Below are 17,378 nucleotides of genomic sequence, written 5' to 3' on the forward strand. Positions count from 1 at the left end.
GGTCGGGGCCGTGCCGCGATCACGGGGGGCGAGAGAAGGCGATCCTTGCGTCGTGAGGTTGTGGTTGCGCAGTATTGTTTCGCCGGGTGGGTGTCTTCGGGCGATCTTGTTGCCGGGCAGGGGGCTTCTCGGCTTGTGCCGGGCGCCCGGTTCTGGTCTTGATATGGCCCGCGGGCAAGACCGGTCCGCCAAGGGACACTGCCCCGGACGGGCGGGCGAAAGACGGAGGAAACGGATGAAAGCGGTTCGACTGGGAGGCGGCGCGCTGGCCGCGCTGATCGCGGGGGCGATGATGCTGGGGACGGCCTCGGCCGAGACCCTGCGGCTGTCGCATAATGTCGGCGACACCACGACCTGGCACAAGGGCGCCGAGAAATTCGGCGAACTGCTGGCCGAGGCGACCGATGGCGATCTGAAGGTCCGGGTCTTCCCCAATGCCCAGCTTGCGGGCGGCGACCAGATGAAGATGACCGAGATGGTGGGCCGCGGCGCGCTGGATCTTGTCGTCACCTCGGCGATCAACGTCACGCCCCTGGTGCCCGAGATGGCGGTCTTCTCGCTGCCCTATCTCTACAGCTCCTATGACGAGGTCGATGCCACCACCCAGGGCGCGCCCGGCGAGATGATGTCGAAGATCCTCCTGGACAAGGGCATCGTGGTGCTGGCCTGGGGCGAGAACGGCTTCCGCGAGCTGACCAACAGCGTGCGCCCGGTGAAAGCCCCCGAGGACATGCAGGGCCTCAACATGCGGGTGTCGGGGCCGATGTATATCGACGTTATGAATGCGCTCGGCGCCAACCCGACCCAGATGCAATGGTCCGAGACCCTGACCGCGCTGCAACAGGGCGTGGTCGACGGCCAGGAAAACCCGATCGGCGCGGTGATCATCCCGCAGCAGGTCTACGAGATGCAGAAATACCTGACCGCCTGGCATTATTCCTACGATCCGGTCTTCCTCGGCGTCTCGCAGTCGAAATGGGACAGCCTCGATGCCGAGACCCAGGAGAAGATGCGCAAGGCTGCGGTCGAGGCGATGGCCTGGCAACGCCAGATCTCGCGCGAGGCGACCGCCGCGGGCATCGACTTCCTGCGCGAGGCGGGCATGGAGGTCTATGAGCCGACCCCCGAAGAGCTTGCGGCCTTCCGTGCCGCGACCAGGCCCGCCTTCGACAAATGGTCCGAGAAGGTCGGCCCCGAGATCGTCGAGGCCTTCCAGTCGGCCATCGCCGGCACCAACTGACCCCTGGCGCGCCGGGCCGGGCCGCCCGAGGGCAGGCTCCGGCCCGGCGCCTGCCACCCTGCAAAAGAGCCGGTAGGCCCGCCCATGCGCTTCCTTCTTCGAGAGGCAGAGAAGATCGTCTGTGCCGTGCTGTTTCTCGGCATGACCGCGATCGGCTTTGCCAATGTGGTGGTGCGCTACGGCACCAATTACTCGCTGGCCGCCAGCGAAGAGCTGCTGACCAACGGCTTTCTTCTGCTGACCGTCTTCGGCGCGGCCATTGCCGCGCGGCGGGGCGAGCATCTGGCGGTCACGCTGGTCCAGGACCTGCTGCCGCGCCCGCTGCGCAAGCCGCTTTTCGGGCTGGCAGCAGGGCTGTCGGCGCTGCTGCTGGGGCTTTCGGCCTGGGTGTCCTGGGATGTGCTGGTCACGCTTCGGGGCAACGGGATGCGATCCTATGCGCTGGGCATCCCGGCCTGGTATTATCAGGCGGCGGTGCCCTTCGGCTTCGGTCTGATCCTGATCCGCTATCTGCAACATGTCCGCGAGGTGCTGGGCCGCGCCCCGGCCGATCCGCCGCCGGAGGCGCCCCATGCCTGATCTGATCCCCGGCCTCGGCGCGGGCACCGAAATGGTGATCCTGTTCTTCCTGCTGATGGCGCTTCGGGTGCCGGTGGCCTTCGCGCTGGGGCTCTCGGCCTTCTATGCGATGGGACAGATCGGTTTCGGCTTCGATCTCGCGGGCGATCTGATCGTGGCGGGGGTGACCAAGTTCTCGCTGCTGGCGATCCCGTTCTTCATCCTCGCGGGCACGCTGATGGGCACGCTGGGCATTGCCGAGCGGATGATCCGCTTCTTCCGGGTGCTGATCGGCTCGATGCCGGGCGGCATGGGCGTGGTGGGCACCGTGGTCTGCCTGTTCTGGGGCGCGGTCAGCGGCTCGGGTCCGGCCTCGGTCGCGGCCATCGGTCCGATGATCGTCAAGGGCATGGAGGAAGACGGCTATTCCCGCGCCTCGGCGGCGGGGCTGGTCTGCACCGGGGCCGCGCTGTCCATCGTCATTCCGCCCTCGATCGGGCTGGTGATCTATGGCGTGATCGCCGAGACCTCGATCTCGCAGCTGTTTCTGGCGGCCGTGGTGCCGGGGCTGTTCATGGGGCTGGTGATGCTGGCGACGCTGCCCTTTGCCGCGCGACGCGGCGCCGGGCGGGAGGCGCTTGACGCGCTGAGCCCCGCACCGCATGCGGATCTGCCCTATGGGCGGCGGCTGGCGGCGTCGTTCCGCGAGGCGTTCTGGGGGCTGCTGACGCCTCTGGTCATTCTGGGCGGCATCTATTCGGGGATCTTCACACCGACCGAGGCGGCCCTTGTCGCCACGGTCTATGCGCTGGGGGTGGGGGCCTTCGCCTACGGGACCCTCACGCTCCGGGGGCTGTACGAGGCGCTTTCCGATGCCGCGGCCTCCTCGGCGGTGGTGATGCTGGTCGTGGCCTATGCCGGGATCTTCGGCTGGGTGGTGACGGTCGAGGATCTGGTCGGAACCTATTCCGGCGCGCTGCTGGGGCTGAGCGACAACCAATGGGTGATCCTGCTGGCGATCATGGTGATCCTGCTGGTCGCGGGCATGTTCATGGATGCGATCACGGTGATGTTCATCTCGCTGCCGATCTTCCTGCCGGTGATGCGCGAGATGGGCTGGGACCCGGTCTGGTTCGGCGTGGTGGTGATGGTCAACCTCGCCATCGGGCTGTTCACTCCGCCGGTCGGCATCAATCTCTATGTCGCGGCCAATGTGACAAAGCTCTCGATCGAGCAGATCGCCCGCGGCGCGGCGCCCTTCCTGCTGACCAGCCTGCTGGGGCTCGCGGCGGTCGCGGCCTTTCCGGACCTGTCGCTGAAGCTGCTTGAACTGCTGCGCTGACGCGTTCCGACATTGCAACCTTATCCGGGCGCTGAAGACCCCTGTCCGATAGGTCTGACTTCCTGGCGCGGCCCCAATCCGGGGTTGGAGCCGCGCGGTGACCCCCTTCAGCGCTTTCCGGAACAAGCCCCGGCTGCGGCGCCCCTTCGGGGCGGCGGATTTCCCGTGCGGGGGCTGGCGGGCCAGCCTGTCACTGGCGCAATAGGAGAAGCTTCATCGAATGGGGCATCATTATCGGCAAGATTTTCGCCGTATTCATCGGTTTCGCCGAGAGGGGCAGAGAAAGCGGATGAATGCGCAAACGAAGGCACAGGTCTGCGCAAGGGCTGTCAGGAAGGCAGACGGTTCGCCTGATGCTTCTGGGCTGATCTCTGACAGACGTTGCGGACGGCAGTACGTGGATGGCGGCATTCGCCTGATCTCCTCCTTGGTGTGGTCTTGGTCACGCAGCGTCTTGAACGTCCGGAACGGATCGAGGTGGTGCTGCGCGGCGCGATGGGCATTCTCGGCCAGCGCGTCTCCCTCCGCCGAGATGTCGATCCCGGCCTCGCGGACCTCCGCTGATCTGCACTGCGCGGCCGCGCCCTTGGCATGACGCCGCGCGTCGGCCCTTCCCGGATGGCTGCTGCCGCGGGCGCCGCTGCGCTTTGGGTGCGTAATTCCTGTGCGGGCAGCGTCTTCTGCGGACCGATCCCGCGTTCCCGGCCGGTTTCCGGCGCAAAGGAGCCCGGATATCGTTATGTGTATAATATACATAACGAGGCGCGCGGATGCCTGGCGAGGATGCGGAAAACCTGTTCGATCTGGGGGCGGTGGGCCCGGACGAGGAATTCACCCAGTGCTATTCGGGGGAATGCCGGGTCAACCTGTTGCCGACGCTCTACCGGCTCAACCACGCCATCTCGAACGCCACCGATCTTTCGGCGCCGCTGGGCATGATCCTCGACGTCATGCGGACCGGGATGCGGATGGACCGGGGCGCCGTCTCGTTGCTCGACCGCCGCCGGGGGCGGGTGTTCATCCATGACAGCTTCGGCCTGACCGATGAGGAGGAACGCCGGGGCGTCTATGCGCTGGGCGAAGGCATCACCGGCAAGGTGGTGGAAAGCGGCAAGGTCATCATTGCCCCGCGCCTGCATGAGAGCCCCGATTTCCTCGACCGGACCGGCGCCCATGCGGGCGAGACCCGGCGCAAGTCGGCCTTCGTCTGCGTGCCGAGCATGCTGGGCCGCAAGGTCCTGGGCGCGATTGCGGGCGAGCGGTGCTATGTCAGCCGGCGCCTGCTGAAACAGGACGCCGAATTCCTGGCCGCCATCGCGCTGATGATCGCGCCCGCGGTCGAACTTCACCTGATTGCCAATATCGAGCGGCTGGAGCTGGAACGCCAGAACCGCGAGCTGAAGGACGCGTTGAAAGAGCGCTTCCGGCCAACGAACATCATCGGCAATTCGAAGGCGATGATGGCCGATGTCTATGCGTTGATCGGCAAGGTCTCGAAGACGCGCGCGACCGTGCTGATCCTGGGCGAAAGCGGCGTCGGCAAGGAACTTGTCGCAAGCGCCATCCATTATTCCTCGGACCGCGCCGACGGACCCTTCATCCGCTTCAACTGTGCCGCGATCCCCGAGGCGCTGGCCGAGAGCCAGCTTTTCGGCCATGAGAAGGGCGCCTTCACCGGCGCCACCGCCCAGCGCAAGGGCAGTTTCGAACGTGCCGATGGCGGCACGATCTTTCTCGACGAACTGGGCGAGCTGAGTCCTGCGGTGCAGGCCAAGCTGTTGCGGGTGCTGCAGGACCGGATGGTCGAGCGCGTCGGCAGCAGCCGGGCGGTCGAGGTCGATGTCCGGATCATCGCGGCGACCAATCGCGATCTGCCGCGGATGGTGACGGAGGGGCTCTTCCGCGAAGACCTGTTCTACCGGCTGAACGTGGTGCCCGTCACCGTGCCGCCGCTGCGCGAACGCGGCAGCGACGTGATCCTGCTGGCCGATCATTTCGTCGCCCGGGCCTGTGCGGCGATGGGCAAGAGCGTCAAGCGCATCTCGACGCCCGCACTGAACATGCTGATGAGCTATCACTGGCCCGGCAATGTGCGCGAGCTGGAGAACGCGATCGAACGGGCGGTGATCCTGTCGGATGACGAGGTCATCCATGCCTGGAACCTGCCGCCCTCGCTCCAGACGCCGTCGGAAAGCGGCACCCGGCTGGGGGTGGGGCTCGATGACAGGGTGCGGACGGTCGAACACGAGATGATCGTCGAGGCGATGAAGACGACCGAAGGCAATATCGGCCGCGCCGCCGGGCTTCTGCAGATCAGTCGCCGGATGCTGGGCACGCGGATGGAGCGGCACGGCATCGACGCCAGGGCCTTTCGCCCCCGGGCCCTGCCGCCCCGCAGCTGACACCGACATCTGTCGATCCCGCGCCGCCCTCCCCGGGCGGCTTTTGCCGTTCCGGTACCCGTTCGACCCTACCGGGCGGGGCGACAGCGCGCAGCCGTTCGGCAGATGATTTACATATCGGTGCGCGTTTACCGATCGGTGCGCGGAACGGGCCGCAGTCCGGGCGCTCCGAGCGCCTGCGAAGCTGCCACCGCACCTGAGAAAACCATTTTGTTACAAGGCACAAGGCAGCCGATCCCGATGAGATCCGGGGGCATTCCGGGCTTGGCACGGGACCTGCTGTAGATCCGGCAAGGGGGCACGAGACCCGGCCCCTTCCCGATCTGGACCCCGAAACGAAGGAGCATTCCATGACCCGCAAGCTCGCCATCTATGGCAAGGGCGGCATCGGCAAGTCGACGACCACCCAGAACACGGCGGCCGCGCTGGCCTATTTCCACGACCAGAACGTCTTCATCCATGGCTGCGACCCCAAGGCAGACTCGACCCGACTGATCCTCGGCGGGCTGCCGCAGCAGACGGTGATGGACTCGCTGCGCATCGAGGGCGCCGAGAAGGTGACCGTCGACAAGGTGGTCAAGACCGGCTTCAAGGACATCCGCTGCGTCGAATCCGGCGGCCCCGAGCCGGGCGTCGGCTGTGCCGGGCGCGGCGTCATCACCGCAATCGACCTGATGGAAGAGAACGAGGCTTATTCCGAGGATCTGGATTTCGTCTTCTTCGACGTGCTTGGCGACGTGGTCTGCGGCGGCTTCGCCATGCCGATCCGGGACGGCAAGGCCGAAGAGGTCTATATCGTGGCCTCGGGCGAGATGATGGCGATCTATGCCGCCAACAACATCTGCAAGGGCCTGACCAAATATGCCCGCCAGTCGGGCGTGCGCCTCGGCGGCATCATCTGCAACAGTCGCAACGTGGATGGCGAGAAGGAATTCCTGGCCGAGTTCACCGAGGCCATCGGCACCAGGATGATCCATTTCGTACCGCGCGACAACATCGTGCAGAAGGCCGAGTTCAACAAGCAGACCGTCACCGAGTTCCAGCCCGAGGCCAACCAGGCCCAGGAATACAAGACGCTCGGCGCGAAGATCCTCGAGAACGACGACTTCGTGATCCCGAAGCCGCTGGCGATGGACGAGCTCGAGGCGATGGTCGTGAAATACGGCCTCGTCGACTGAGCCGGAGCCTCCCGGAGCGCCCCGGACCCGCGCAGGCCCCGTGGCCCGCGCGGCCCGCCCCGAGCCCCCGCGCCGTCCGGCGACCGGCGCCCCCACCCCCATGGAGACCGGCCAATGCCCTATCATGAATTCGAAGTCAGCAAGTGCATCCCCGAGCGCAGGCAGCATGCCGTCGTCAAGGCCCCGGGCGAGGATCTGACCTCCTGCCTGCCCAAGGGCTATCTGAACACCATCCCCGGCACGATTTCCGAACGCGGCTGTGCCTATTGCGGCGCCAAGCACGTGATCGGCACGCCGATGAAGGACGTGATCCATCTCAGCCACGGCCCTGTCGGCTGCACCTACGATACCTGGCAGACCAAGCGCTATATCTCGGACAACGACAACTTTCAGCTGAAATACACCTTCGCCACCGACGTGAAGGAAAAGCACGTCGTCTTCGGCGCCGAGGGGCTTCTGAAGACATCGATGCACGAGGCCTTCGACGCCTTCCCGGCGATCAAGCGCATGACGATCTACCAGACCTGCGCCACCGCGCTGATCGGCGACGATATCGATGCCATCGCCAAGGAGGTGATGAACGAGCGCGGCGATGTCGACATCTTCGTCTGCAACTCGCCGGGCTTTGCCGGTCCGTCGCAATCGGGCGGCCACCACAAGATCAACATCGCCTGGCTGAACCAGAAGGTCGGCACCCTCGAGCCCGAGCATCTGGGCGAGCATGTCATCAATTATGTGGGCGAATACAACATCCAGGGCGACCAGGAAGTCATGATCGACTTCTTCAACCGGATGGGCATCCAGGTGCTGTCGACCTTCACCGGCAACGGCACCTATGACGGGCTTCGGATGATGCACCGGGCGCATCTGAACGTGCTCGAATGCGCGCGGTCGGCCGAATATATCTGCGACGAGCTGCGCGTGCGCGACGGCATCCCCCGGCTCGACATCGACGGGTTCGGCTTTGGCCCGCTGTCGGATTCGCTGCGCAAGATCGGGCTGTTCTTCGGTATCGAGGACCGCGCCGAGAAGATCATCGGGGAAGAATACGCCAGGTGGAAACCCCAGCTCGACTGGTACCGCGAGCGGTTGGCAGGCAAGAAGGTCTGCCTCTGGCCCGGCGGCTCCAAGCTCTGGCACTGGGCGCATGTGATCGAGGAGGAAATGGGCCTTCAGGTCGTCTCGGTCTACACCAAGTTCGGGCATCAGGGCGATATGGAGAAGGGCGTCTCGCGCTGTTCCGAGGGGGCGCTGGCCATCGACGATCCGAACGAGCTGGAATCGGTCGAGGCGATCCGGATGCTGCAGCCCGACATCATCCTCACCGGCAAGCGGCCCGGCGAATTCGTCAAGAAACAGGGCGTGCCGTATCTGAACGCCCATGCCTATCACAACGGGCCCTGGAAGGGCTACGAGGGCTGGGTGCGCTTCGCCCGCGACATCTATAACGCGATCTATTCGCCGATGCGTCAGCTGGCCCGGCTGGATATCTCGGCCCCTGATGCCGCGATCGCCCCGGGTTTCCGCACCGCCACCATGCTGTCGGATCCGGACCTGCCGGAGGCGGTGAGACAGGACACCCGCCTGCACCAGTATACCGGCAAATACGACATGATCGCCGATATCCGGGCTCGCAATCAGGCCCATGCCGCCGAGCAGGCCGCGCAGCGCGCCGCCGCGACCCCGGCCGAGTGAGGACCCCCGAAATGGAGACGCTGAACGAACGCCTCGACCCCTTGGTCGATTACATCATGAAAACCTGCCTGTGGCAGTTCAACTCGCGCGGCTGGGACCGGCTCAGGCAAAGCGCAGGCATCCTCGGCCAGACCTGCCAGATCCTCTGCGGCGAGGAGCCGGTGCACGAGACCGCGCTCGACCGCTGTTACTGGGTCGATGCGGTGATGCTGGCCCGCGCTTTCCGCACCCGCTTTCTCTGGATCAACGGCCTGTCCAAGGACGAGATCCGCACCCTGATGACGGCGCTGCACGACAAGATCGACCACCTCACCGTTCACGGCTCGCTCAACGAAGAGCTGACCGTTCCCCATTACTGAAAGGATCACTCCCATGACATGTCAGATCGTTCAGAAGGAGCGGGACGGGGTCATCAACCCGATCTTCACCTGCCAGCCCGCCGGCGCCCAGTTCGCCTCGATCGGGATCAGGGACTGCATCGGCATCGTCCATGGCGGCCAGGGCTGCGTGATGTTCGTCCGGCTGCTGATCTCGCAGCATCTCAAGGAGAGCTTCGAGATCGCGTCCTCGTCGGTCCATGAGGACGGCGCGGTCTTCGGCGCGCTCGACCGGGTGGAAACCGCGGTCGAGGTGCTGCTGACGCGCTATCCCGGGGTGAAGGTGGTGCCGATCATCACCACCTGCTCGACCGAGGTGATCGGTGACGATGTCGACGGGCTGCTTTACAAGCTCGAGGAGGAATTGCTGCCCGAGAAGTTCCCCGGCCGCGAGGTGCATCTGCTGACGATCCATTGTCCGAGCTTCGTGGGCTCGATGATCAGCGGCTACGACCGCGCGGTCCACGACTTCGTCAAGCGCTTCGCCGAGAAGGGCGCGCCCTCGGACAGGATCAACCTGCTGACCGGCTGGGTGAACCCCGGCGATGTCACGGCGCTCAAGCATCTGCTGGCCGAGATGGAGGTCGAGGCCAATGTCCTGTTCGAGATCGAGAGCTTCGACAGCCCGCTGATGCCGGACCTGAGCCGCCAGTCCCATGGCAACACCACCGTCGAGACGCTGCGCGACACCGCCAATGCCAAGGCCACCCTCGCGCTGAACCGCTACGAGGGGGCGAAGGCCGCCGACTATCTGAGGAAGAAGTTCAAGGTGCCTTCGGTGATCGGCCCGACGCCCGTCGGCATTCGCAACACCGACGCCTTCCTGAAATCGGTCAGCGAGGTGACCGGCAAGCCGATCCCGCAAAGCCTGGTGGAGGAACGCGGCATCGCGCTCGATGCCATCGCCGATCTGGGGCACATGTTCCTCGCCGACAAGCGGGTCGCGATCTATGCCAATCCCGATCTCGCCATCGGCCTGACCGAGTTCTGTCTCGATCTCGGGATGACGCCGCGGCTTCTGCTGCTGGGCGACGACAATTCGGGCTATGTGAAGGATCCGCGGGTGCTGGCGCTGCAGGAAAACGCGCCCGATCTGGAAATCGTCACCAATGCCGATTTCTGGGATCTCGAGGACCGGATCAGGAACAGGGGGCTCGGGCTCGACCTGATCCTCGGCCATTCCAAGGGCCGCTTCATCTCGATCGACCATGGCATTCCAATGGTCCGCGTGGGCTTCCCCACCTATGACCGCGCCGGCATGTATCGCCATCCGGTGCTGGGCTATGCGGGCGCCACCTTCCTGGCCGAGCAGATGGCCAACACCCTCTTCGCCGACATGGAGGTGAAGAAGCGCAAGGAATGGATCCTCAACGTGTGGTGAGCAACGACCGCACGTCCCCTGCCGGGGCGCTCCTGCGGCCCGGCGCCCCTCCCCCAACAGGAGAGATCCCATGCAGATTGCCGTTCATGTCGATGACAGTGGCCGGCCCCTCGGCCTGCACGAGCCCGGGCGCCTCCGGATCTATCAGGGCACCGGCACCGGCTGGGCGCTGAGCAGCGAGTTCCCGTTCCGCTTGCCCCGCGAAGAGGGCGTGGCCGGGCTCCGCTGGGCGCTTGGCAGGCTGGCCGATGAAATCGCGCCTTGCCGGGTGCTGCTGTCGGCCGAGGTGCGGGGCTTTGCCTATGCCTACCTCCAGGACCAGCTGGGCTTTCACGTCTGGAAATCCGAAGGGCCGCTCGAGGGCCAGCTTGCGGCCGTGGCCGAGGGCGAGGACCGGATCGCAACCGAGGCCTGCGCCTGCGACAGCGTTCCGGAGGGCGGTTGCGGCAGCTGCGGCCCGGGCGGCGTCCCCGACGCGGCCCTGCCCCCTGTCCCGGTCGAGGACCGCGCCGACGGCACCCGGTTTCTCGACCTCGCCGCGGCGCTGGCCGGGGACCGGCGGCGCAACTCGATGACCGTGCTCGGCCCGCTTCTGGCCGAGGCGCCGTTCCGCCCGCTCATGGTCCGGATGGATCATCTGCCGCGCTGGTTTCGGCGCAGCCTGGCCGAGCGTGGACTTGCCTTCACCGAAGAGCCCCGCGACGGCGTGCTCTTCGTCACCGTCACCTCCAGGGAAAGCCCCGCGCCATGATCCAGCTCCCCAAACCCGCCAAACGCCCCGGACGGAGCGTTCACGTGCTGCACTTCGCCTATGGCATCGAGCTTCATCCCGATGAGATCGCCCGGATGTGCCCCGGCGCCGAGCTTGTCGCCCGCGCCAGCCTGCCCGGTTCCCGGATCGGCTTTTTCGGCCATTCCCGCGTCTGGGACGGGGCCGAGGAGGCGGCGGTGGCCGACCCCGGCGCCGCGCTGCCGGGCGTTCTTTACCGAATGTCCCCGCGCGACGCGGATGCGCTGGAGGCCGCGCGGGGTGTCAGGCTGAACGGCACCGGCATCTACTTCCACCACCCGGCCGAGGTGGTCACCGAGGATGGCAGCCGGGTCGCGGCGGTGATGCTGATGAAGACCGAACGCCGCGCACCCCGGCCGCCCAGCCGCGAATATCTCGGCCGGATCACCGACGGCGCCGCATTGCGCGGCCTGCCCGCCGTCCATGTGGCGGCCTTGCGCGCGGTGGCATCGGTGCCCGCGTCGTACCCGGTGCCGCGCCTGGCCGAACTGCCCTTCTCCCTGGCCTGCCAGGATTGCTGACCCTGTTTATCGAAGGATCCGACATGCCCGAAACCGCCCCCAGCGACCGCACCCGCGTCAAACGCTATCACTGGCTCGCGCGCTACGACCGCGAGACCATAGACGCCATCATCGACGGCGCCCTCGTCGCCCATGTCGGCTATCTGATCGACGGCGCGCCGGTGGTCACGCCCACCTGCCCCTGGCGCATCGGCGATCATGTCTACTGGCACGGCTCGGCCGCCAGCCGGATGCTGCGGGCTCAGGCCTCGGGCGTTCCGGTCTGCCTGAGCGTGACCCATCTCGACGGCGTCGCCTTCTCGCGCGCGGCCTTCAACCACAACCTGCTCTACCGCTCGGTGATGGCCTTCGGCAGCACCGAAGCCGTGGAGGGCGAGGACAAGCGCGTGGCGCTGAAAGCCTTCATCGACAAGCTGGCGCCCGGCCTCTGGGACCATGCCCGTCCGCCGACCGAGCAGGAATGGAAGGCTTCGAAAGTGATCCGGATGCGGCTCGACGAGGTCTCGGCCAAAGTCGCTGCCGCCCGGCCTGACGAGGATGCCGGGGATCTGGCAACCGAGCGCTGGGCCGGGCATGTGCCGCTGAGCCTGCAGGCGGGGCCCCCCGTTCCCGACCCGAAGCTGCCCGACGGGATCGCGGTGCCGGGCTTCGTCGCGAGTTTCCGGCTGTAACGGCCCGCCGCACGTCACTCGCGCGACGTCGCGGCAAGGACCGACAGGATGTTGTCGTTCAGCTGCCTCGCCGTGGCGCGGAAGGCCCCCAGATGGGGGGCCACCTCCGCCCCGAGGCCCCCGGCGCGTTCGGGCCCCAGCGCCGCCCGGAGGCTGGCCGCATATTCGGGGATCGCCTGCCAGTCGGCGACCGTCGTTTCGGTGATCTCGACATGGTATTGCAGGCCCCAGGCGTGCCGGCCCCAGCGGATCGCCTGGGTCGGACAGGCGGCATTCGAGGCCAGGACCACCGCGCCCTCGGGCAGGGTCCCGATCTCGGCGCCATGCCACTGAAAGCTCTGCATCCGCCGCGGAAGCCCGGCCAGCAGCGGGTCGGCAACGCCTTCGGCGGTCCGGATCACATCGGCCAGGCCGACCTCGGGGTGCGTCATCGGGACGACCTTGCCGCCCAGGGCCTCGGCCAGCAACTGATGCCCGAGGCAGATCCCGAGATACGGTCGCCCCCAATCGACGACCCAGGTGCGGATCGCGTCAAGCTCGGCCCGCATCCAGGGCAGCTCATCCTTCTGCCAGAGATCCTGCGGCCCGCCCATCGCGACCAGCAGATCGAAGGGCGCCATGTCGGGGATCGGATCGCCCGCATCGAGTTCGACGGCATGCCAGCCATGTCCCGCCTCTGTCCAGAAATCCCGGAACGCGCCGGGGTGTTCGACATCGAGATGCTGAAAGACGAGGATGTTCATCGGGGCTCCTGAGGCTGACGCTCGACATGGCGGGCGGCAATGTCCGCCACTCTTGGGCGGCGCAGATCTTCGGCGGTCGGATCATCGGGCAAAACGGCGCGCCACCTTTCCGAAATGCGTTATAAAGTAGACGCATATATCTCTTGTCACCCTAGGCGTGGGTGCCGGATTTGCAACCGGCGGATACTGTTGAAAAACTCACTGGAGCATCCAAGGAGTGCCATTTCATGGGAAACGGTTCTGCTTGCGCGTGACCCTGACTTGTAAAAAGTCATTTTCGGCCCGGGTGCAGAACAACGTTCCAACCCAAGATGGCTTCTCGGGCGCAGCGGGTGTTTTTCAACAATATCGGTGGATAGCGGTCCCCGGCCCCGCATCCGCTGGAGACCGGTTTTCTCATCGGTTCGACTGGCGCGTGCCCGGATCTGCAGCGGTGAGAGCTGTCAAGCCGATCTTGACGATCGAGAGTTGACAGGCCAGCTTTCGATCAAGCGCTGAACGGCCGCTATCGGCAGGTCTTGTCGACGAAAAGCGGGCAACCAGCCGCGCGGTGCAAGCTCCGAGCCCCTTGCCGCCATGGCGATCATCGACGGTCAATTCCCGGAGACGCCCTGCTACGGGTAGTGTCGGATGGCCCTCCACATGCAGGGTGAAGGGCGCAACTGCGGGCGTCATCGCGTCAGGCGGCTGATGAAGCCGGTGGTGCAGGGGGGCGGGGCAAGACCCCTGGGCACAAGATATACTCATGTCTTTTGATAGACGTGTCCATCGCGCGGCCCAATCGGGTCTGGTCTGCCGGCATCAGTTGCATCCCGATGCGTCGTGGATTTCTCTCCCTCATGGCCGTCATGGACTGACGTGGTGGGAAACGGTCGAACTGACGGTTGTCGAACACGATGGATGCGCTGGCGAAATACGGCAGGCCGGACATATCAACGCTGATCGGGTCTCACTTCACCGGCATCGCCGTCTCCGGCATGCTGCAAAACGCGAAGGGGAAGGTCGCGATGGACGGGCCCGGCCGCCGGACGAGGCCTGGGGCAGCCGGACACCGCCCCTGAAGATCGCCGTTTGGCATGCAACGGATGGCATAGCCCGGCCCGGCCGCAAAAGGTCGAAAGACCGGACCCACCTCTGCTCGCACCGCGTGTCGGTCATGCCCGGTGCAGCACGAGGCATGGTCAAGGCGTGTAGGGCTGGCCAGCCACTCCTGCGAACAGATCGCAGCATCAAAACCCGGGATCAGACACCTGGCCAGCCAGTTCTTCCCGACACAGGACGTTGTCGGGGCGGATGCCGCCATGCCTCAGCAGCGCATCTCTTTGGGAGAAATACCGAAGCGCTTGCGAAATGCCACCGAAAGATGGGCCGGCGTGTAGCCGACATTATAGGCGACCTGTGCCACCTGCAGGTTCCCGGTCTCGAGCATCTGATAGGCGCGATCCAGTCGCAAAGCCGCGATATATTCGGAAAAGCTCTGTCCGAACATCCGTTGAAAGCCCGATGACAGCTTCCGCCGGTTGAGCCCGACACGAAGCGCCATTTCCGCCAGGCCGGGGGGTGCGGCGAGTTCCTGCTCCAGCAGCTCAGCGGCCCGCTGCACGGCCGCATCCTCGTGCCTTTGCCGGCGCGGCAGTCCCGGGGGTCCGACACGCTCTTGCAGGATGCACAGGGCGCTGGCGGCAAATTCCAGCGCCTGGCTGCACAGAAAGAGGCTTCGCTCCGGCCCTGTGAGATCGCAGTGCCGCAGACGGTTTGCCAGCGAAAGGATGCCCGGCGAGGGAGGCAGCGATTGCAGGCCCGGACCGTTGCCGGGCTGCTGCAGCTGATCCGGAATGTCCCGGCCCGAAAAGGTATCGGGCGGAAGCGCGACCTGGATGTGTCGGATCTCTGTGCCGGGCACGAAGCGTTGCAGCCCCTCATGCGGCTCCCGGTTCCAGATCAGGCACAGACAGGGCACGTCAAAGCGGAACTGCCGCTGCGCGGGCAGCTTGCAATGAATCTCTCCGCTTTGCAGCAGGATGACCTTCAGGCCCTGGTGAAGCCGTTCGGTTTCCCAACCGGCATCGGCGGCGGGGCGCAGGGTGCCGTGGGCGAGATCGATATCGGACAGGCGGCGGAAGGTCTGGGGGCTGGCAGGCATGTCGCAACTCGGAGCCCGTGGCGGCGGCGAGGGCGGTTTCGGGGTCAGGATCGAAAGAAACAGTCACGCCAGCGAAAGTGCAGGGCGTTGTGACCGGGTCTTGCCCATGGGAGTAGCTAAACTGAGTAAAATTATCAACTAAGGTTGGGTTGGAAATGGTGCGTCCGTTCCTTGAGCGTATCCGGGGGAAATCCGGGGTATATGTGACGACGATTGCGGCGCTGTCCGCACCGGTGCTTGCCCCGGTGCTCGCCACGGCCGGGACGGCCCGAGATGGCGATGCCGTCATCCTCGATCCGATCCTGCTCTTTGCGGAACGCGAGGATGGGCCGGTCACCGGATATGTCGCCCAGAGCAGCAGCACCGCCGGCAAGACCGGGACGCCGATCCTCGAGACCGCACAGACCGTTCACGTGGCCGGACGACAGGAGATGGAGGATCGCGGGGTCGAGACGGTCACAGATGTACTAGGCTACATGCCCGGTGTCTTCGCGTCCAACGGCGCGGCGTCGCAGCGCTTCGACTATTTCAGCCAGCGCGGGTTTGCGGTCGGACCGACCGGCACATTGCTGGATGGGCTGAGGTCCACGACCCAGCAGTCCTTTATCCGCTATCAGCCGTTCGGGCTGGAGCGGGTGGAGACGCTGCAGGGCCCCGCCTCGGTGCTTTACGGCGCCAATTCGCCCGGCGGGGTGATGAACGCGATCAGCAAGCGCCCCACCTCCGAGCTGCGGCGGGAAGTCGGCCTGTCCTTCGGAAGCTTCGACAAGACGGAGGCCCGGCTGGATGTTTCGGGGCCGCTCGATGCCGAGAACACGCTGCGGGGCCGGCTGGTTGCGCTGCGTCGCGACAGCGGCACCCAATATGATCAGGTGCCGGACGATACCACCTATCTCGCACCGTCGCTGACATGGGCTCCGAGTGACGATACCAGCCTGACATTTCTCGGGTCCTATTCGAAGGACAAGATCGGGCCGCCACGCGCCTTCCTGCCGATCCAGGGGACGCTCCTGGACAATCCCAATGGCGATATTGCCCGGAATACCTATCTTGACGGTGTCGGGCTCGAGAACACCAACGAGCAGACCAATCTCGGCCTCGAATTCAACCATCGCTTCACGGATGTCTGGAGCCTCGAGGCCCGCGCGCGCTACACCCGCAACGAGCTGATGACCCAGACCCTTTCCGGGACGTCGCTGGCTTCCGACATGCGCAGTCTGAACCGGACCGCCTATGAGTTCGGCATCGATGGCGATGTCTTTGCCAGCGACATCAACCTGCGCGCGGATTGGGGGCAGGGGCGCGTGACCGGTACCTCCGTCATCGGCCTGTCCTATCGCAAGACGGAGGAGGACTATTACCTCAACTATGGCAGCGCCGCAGATATCGACATCTACGATCCGGTCCATTCGGCGCCCTTCTCCGCGACGACGCCCTTTGCGAGTACCGACCAGACCGGCGAGGAGATCGGGCTTTATGCGCAAAGCACGATCACCCTGGATGACAGGTTGGTGCTTGATTTCGGTGCCCAGCAGGACTGGTCCGACATCGATACCGACAATCGCCTGACCGGAACCTCCACGCATCAGGAGGACGACGCCTTTACCTACCGCATCGGCGCGACCTGGCTGGCGGGTAACGGGCTGGCCCCCTATGCCAGCTACAGCACCTCGTTCCAGCCCGTGGCCGGAACGGATTTCTACGGCAATGCCTACAAGCCGACCGAAGGCAAGCAGGCCGAGATCGGCATCAAATACGCACCCGAGGGGATGGATGCGCTCTTTTCGGCCGCGCTTTATCATCTCAGGCAGACCAATGTGCAGACCGCCGATCCCGACCAGCCGCTGAACCGCATCCAGACCGGAGAGGTGACCTCGCGCGGGCTCGAGCTGTCGGCCAGTGCCAATATCTCGCCCGCGTTCCGGCTGACGGCGAGCTACAGCGCCAACGATCTCGAAGTCACCGGCAGTACGGATCCCGTTGCGCGCGGGAACCGGCCGACCGGCAGCCCGGAACATCTGGCCTCGCTCTGGGGGCATTACGAGGTCCGGCAGGGGCCGCTGCAGGGTGTGTCCGTCGGGGCGGGGCTGCGCTATGTCGGCGAGACCTATGCCGATGCGGCGAACACGATCACCGTGCCCGATTTCACCCTGGTCGACCTTGCCCTGAGCTATGATTTCGGCGGCCGCGATCCGCGGCTCGATGGTGTTGGGCTCCAGCTGCGTGTCAGCAACCTGTTCGACAAGGAATACTATTCCGGCTGTTCGGCCAGAAGCTGCACCGAAGGCTTCGAGCGCCGCGTCAGCGCCGCGCTGACCTATCAGTGGTAACTCCCCA

14 protein-coding genes are annotated in these 17,378 nt (G+C 65.6%); 12 read left to right on the forward strand and 2 right to left on the reverse strand.

The features are described 5' to 3' along the window. The first annotated feature begins 235 nt into the window (after positions 1-235). The 11 genes from ACK8CO_RS11765 to ACK8CO_RS11815 all read left to right on the forward strand — a co-directional run bounded on the left by ACK8CO_RS11765 (position 236) and on the right by ACK8CO_RS11815 (position 12,155). Entirely contained in the window at positions 236-1,240 is a 1,005-nt protein-coding gene (locus ACK8CO_RS11765; protein WP_080617657.1) for a DctP family TRAP transporter solute-binding subunit, read from the forward strand. Positions 1,241-1,324: 84 nt separating this feature from the next. After that, complete coding sequence (locus ACK8CO_RS11770) at positions 1,325-1,819, forward strand: TRAP transporter small permease (protein WP_414896747.1); 495 nt, start codon at positions 1,325-1,327, stop codon at positions 1,817-1,819. Further along, positions 1,812-3,140: a TRAP transporter large permease gene (locus ACK8CO_RS11775; RefSeq protein ID WP_414896748.1), complete on the forward strand. Its 1,329-nt coding sequence runs from the start codon at positions 1,812-1,814 to the stop codon at positions 3,138-3,140. The genes ACK8CO_RS11770 and ACK8CO_RS11775 overlap by 8 nt, the downstream gene beginning before the upstream one ends. A 770-nt stretch (positions 3,141-3,910) precedes the next feature. Beyond that, a complete protein-coding gene (locus ACK8CO_RS11780) occupies positions 3,911-5,542 on the forward strand; it encodes a sigma 54-interacting transcriptional regulator (protein WP_414896749.1) in 1,632 nt (543 codons plus the stop codon). A 350-nt stretch (positions 5,543-5,892) separates the two neighbouring features. Then, complete coding sequence (nifH, locus tag ACK8CO_RS11785; protein ID WP_414896750.1) at positions 5,893-6,720, forward strand: nitrogenase iron protein; 828 nt, start codon at positions 5,893-5,895, stop codon at positions 6,718-6,720. Positions 6,721-6,834: 114 nt separating this feature from the next. Next, a complete protein-coding gene (gene anfD / locus ACK8CO_RS11790) occupies positions 6,835-8,415 on the forward strand; it encodes a nitrogenase iron-iron protein, alpha chain (protein WP_414896751.1) in 1,581 nt (526 codons plus the stop codon). Positions 8,416-8,426: 11 nt separating this feature from the next. Then, positions 8,427-8,774, forward strand: coding sequence for a Fe-only nitrogenase subunit delta (gene anfG, locus ACK8CO_RS11795; protein ID WP_414896752.1), 348 nt, complete (start codon positions 8,427-8,429; stop codon positions 8,772-8,774). A gap of 13 nt (positions 8,775-8,787) precedes the next feature. Then, positions 8,788-10,173 (forward strand): Fe-only nitrogenase subunit beta, encoded by a 1,386-nt coding sequence (gene anfK / locus ACK8CO_RS11800; protein WP_414896753.1) that lies wholly within the window; start codon positions 8,788-8,790, stop codon positions 10,171-10,173. Positions 10,174-10,243: 70 nt separating this feature from the next. Then, entirely contained in the window at positions 10,244-10,924 is a 681-nt protein-coding gene (gene anfO, locus ACK8CO_RS11805; protein ID WP_414896754.1) for a Fe-only nitrogenase accessory protein AnfO, read from the forward strand. After that, positions 10,921-11,484, forward strand: coding sequence for a gamma-glutamylcyclotransferase family protein (locus tag ACK8CO_RS11810; RefSeq protein WP_414896755.1), 564 nt, complete (start codon positions 10,921-10,923; stop codon positions 11,482-11,484). Before anfO ends, ACK8CO_RS11810 begins: the two co-directional genes overlap by 4 nt. Before the next feature lie 23 nt (positions 11,485-11,507). Then, positions 11,508-12,155, forward strand: a complete 648-nt coding sequence (locus ACK8CO_RS11815) for a pyridoxamine 5'-phosphate oxidase family protein (protein WP_414896756.1) — start codon at positions 11,508-11,510, stop codon at positions 12,153-12,155. Between the two features lie 14 nt (positions 12,156-12,169). Here ACK8CO_RS11815 and ACK8CO_RS11820 read toward each other — a convergent pair whose 3' ends face one another. Both ACK8CO_RS11820 and ACK8CO_RS11825 read right to left on the reverse strand, forming a co-directional pair. Next, a complete protein-coding gene (locus ACK8CO_RS11820; RefSeq protein WP_414896757.1) occupies positions 12,170-12,898 on the reverse strand; it encodes a type 1 glutamine amidotransferase in 729 nt (242 codons plus the stop codon). Positions 12,899-14,204: 1,306 nt separating this feature from the next. Next, positions 14,205-15,041 carry a helix-turn-helix domain-containing protein gene (locus ACK8CO_RS11825; protein ID WP_414896758.1) on the reverse strand — a complete coding sequence of 279 codons (837 nt, stop codon included), beginning with the start codon at positions 15,039-15,041 and terminating at the stop codon, positions 14,205-14,207. Between the two features lie 155 nt (positions 15,042-15,196). Between ACK8CO_RS11825 and ACK8CO_RS11830 the strand changes: the two genes are divergently transcribed. Continuing rightward, a complete protein-coding gene (locus ACK8CO_RS11830; RefSeq protein WP_414896759.1) occupies positions 15,197-17,371 on the forward strand; it encodes a TonB-dependent siderophore receptor in 2,175 nt (724 codons plus the stop codon). Positions 17,372-17,378: the final 7 nt, after the last annotated feature.

The organism is Rhodovulum sp. HP10, assembly GCF_047553435.1.
In the GTDB taxonomy this organism is placed as follows: domain Bacteria; phylum Pseudomonadota; class Alphaproteobacteria; order Rhodobacterales; family Rhodobacteraceae; genus Rhodovulum.

Coding starts and splice junctions, on each gene's coding strand:
- ACK8CO_RS11830 (WP_414896759.1), top strand. CDS start 15,197: ATGGTGCGTCCGTTCCTTGAGCGTATCCGGGGGAAATCCGGGGTATAT.
- anfK (WP_414896753.1), top strand. CDS start 8,788: ATGACATGTCAGATCGTTCAGAAGGAGCGGGACGGGGTCATCAACCCG.
- nifH (WP_414896750.1), top strand. CDS start 5,893: ATGACCCGCAAGCTCGCCATCTATGGCAAGGGCGGCATCGGCAAGTCG.
- ACK8CO_RS11810 (WP_414896755.1), top strand. CDS start 10,921: ATGATCCAGCTCCCCAAACCCGCCAAACGCCCCGGACGGAGCGTTCAC.
- ACK8CO_RS11815 (WP_414896756.1), top strand. CDS start 11,508: ATGCCCGAAACCGCCCCCAGCGACCGCACCCGCGTCAAACGCTATCAC.
- ACK8CO_RS11770 (WP_414896747.1), top strand. CDS start 1,325: ATGCGCTTCCTTCTTCGAGAGGCAGAGAAGATCGTCTGTGCCGTGCTG.
- ACK8CO_RS11820 (WP_414896757.1), bottom strand. CDS start 12,898: ATGAACATCCTCGTCTTTCAGCATCTCGATGTCGAACACCCCGGCGCG.
- ACK8CO_RS11780 (WP_414896749.1), top strand. CDS start 3,911: ATGCCTGGCGAGGATGCGGAAAACCTGTTCGATCTGGGGGCGGTGGGC.
- anfD (WP_414896751.1), top strand. CDS start 6,835: ATGCCCTATCATGAATTCGAAGTCAGCAAGTGCATCCCCGAGCGCAGG.
- ACK8CO_RS11765 (WP_080617657.1), top strand. CDS start 236: ATGAAAGCGGTTCGACTGGGAGGCGGCGCGCTGGCCGCGCTGATCGCG.
- ACK8CO_RS11825 (WP_414896758.1), bottom strand. CDS start 15,041: ATGCCTGCCAGCCCCCAGACCTTCCGCCGCCTGTCCGATATCGATCTC.
- anfO (WP_414896754.1), top strand. CDS start 10,244: ATGCAGATTGCCGTTCATGTCGATGACAGTGGCCGGCCCCTCGGCCTG.
- anfG (WP_414896752.1), top strand. CDS start 8,427: ATGGAGACGCTGAACGAACGCCTCGACCCCTTGGTCGATTACATCATG.
- ACK8CO_RS11775 (WP_414896748.1), top strand. CDS start 1,812: ATGCCTGATCTGATCCCCGGCCTCGGCGCGGGCACCGAAATGGTGATC.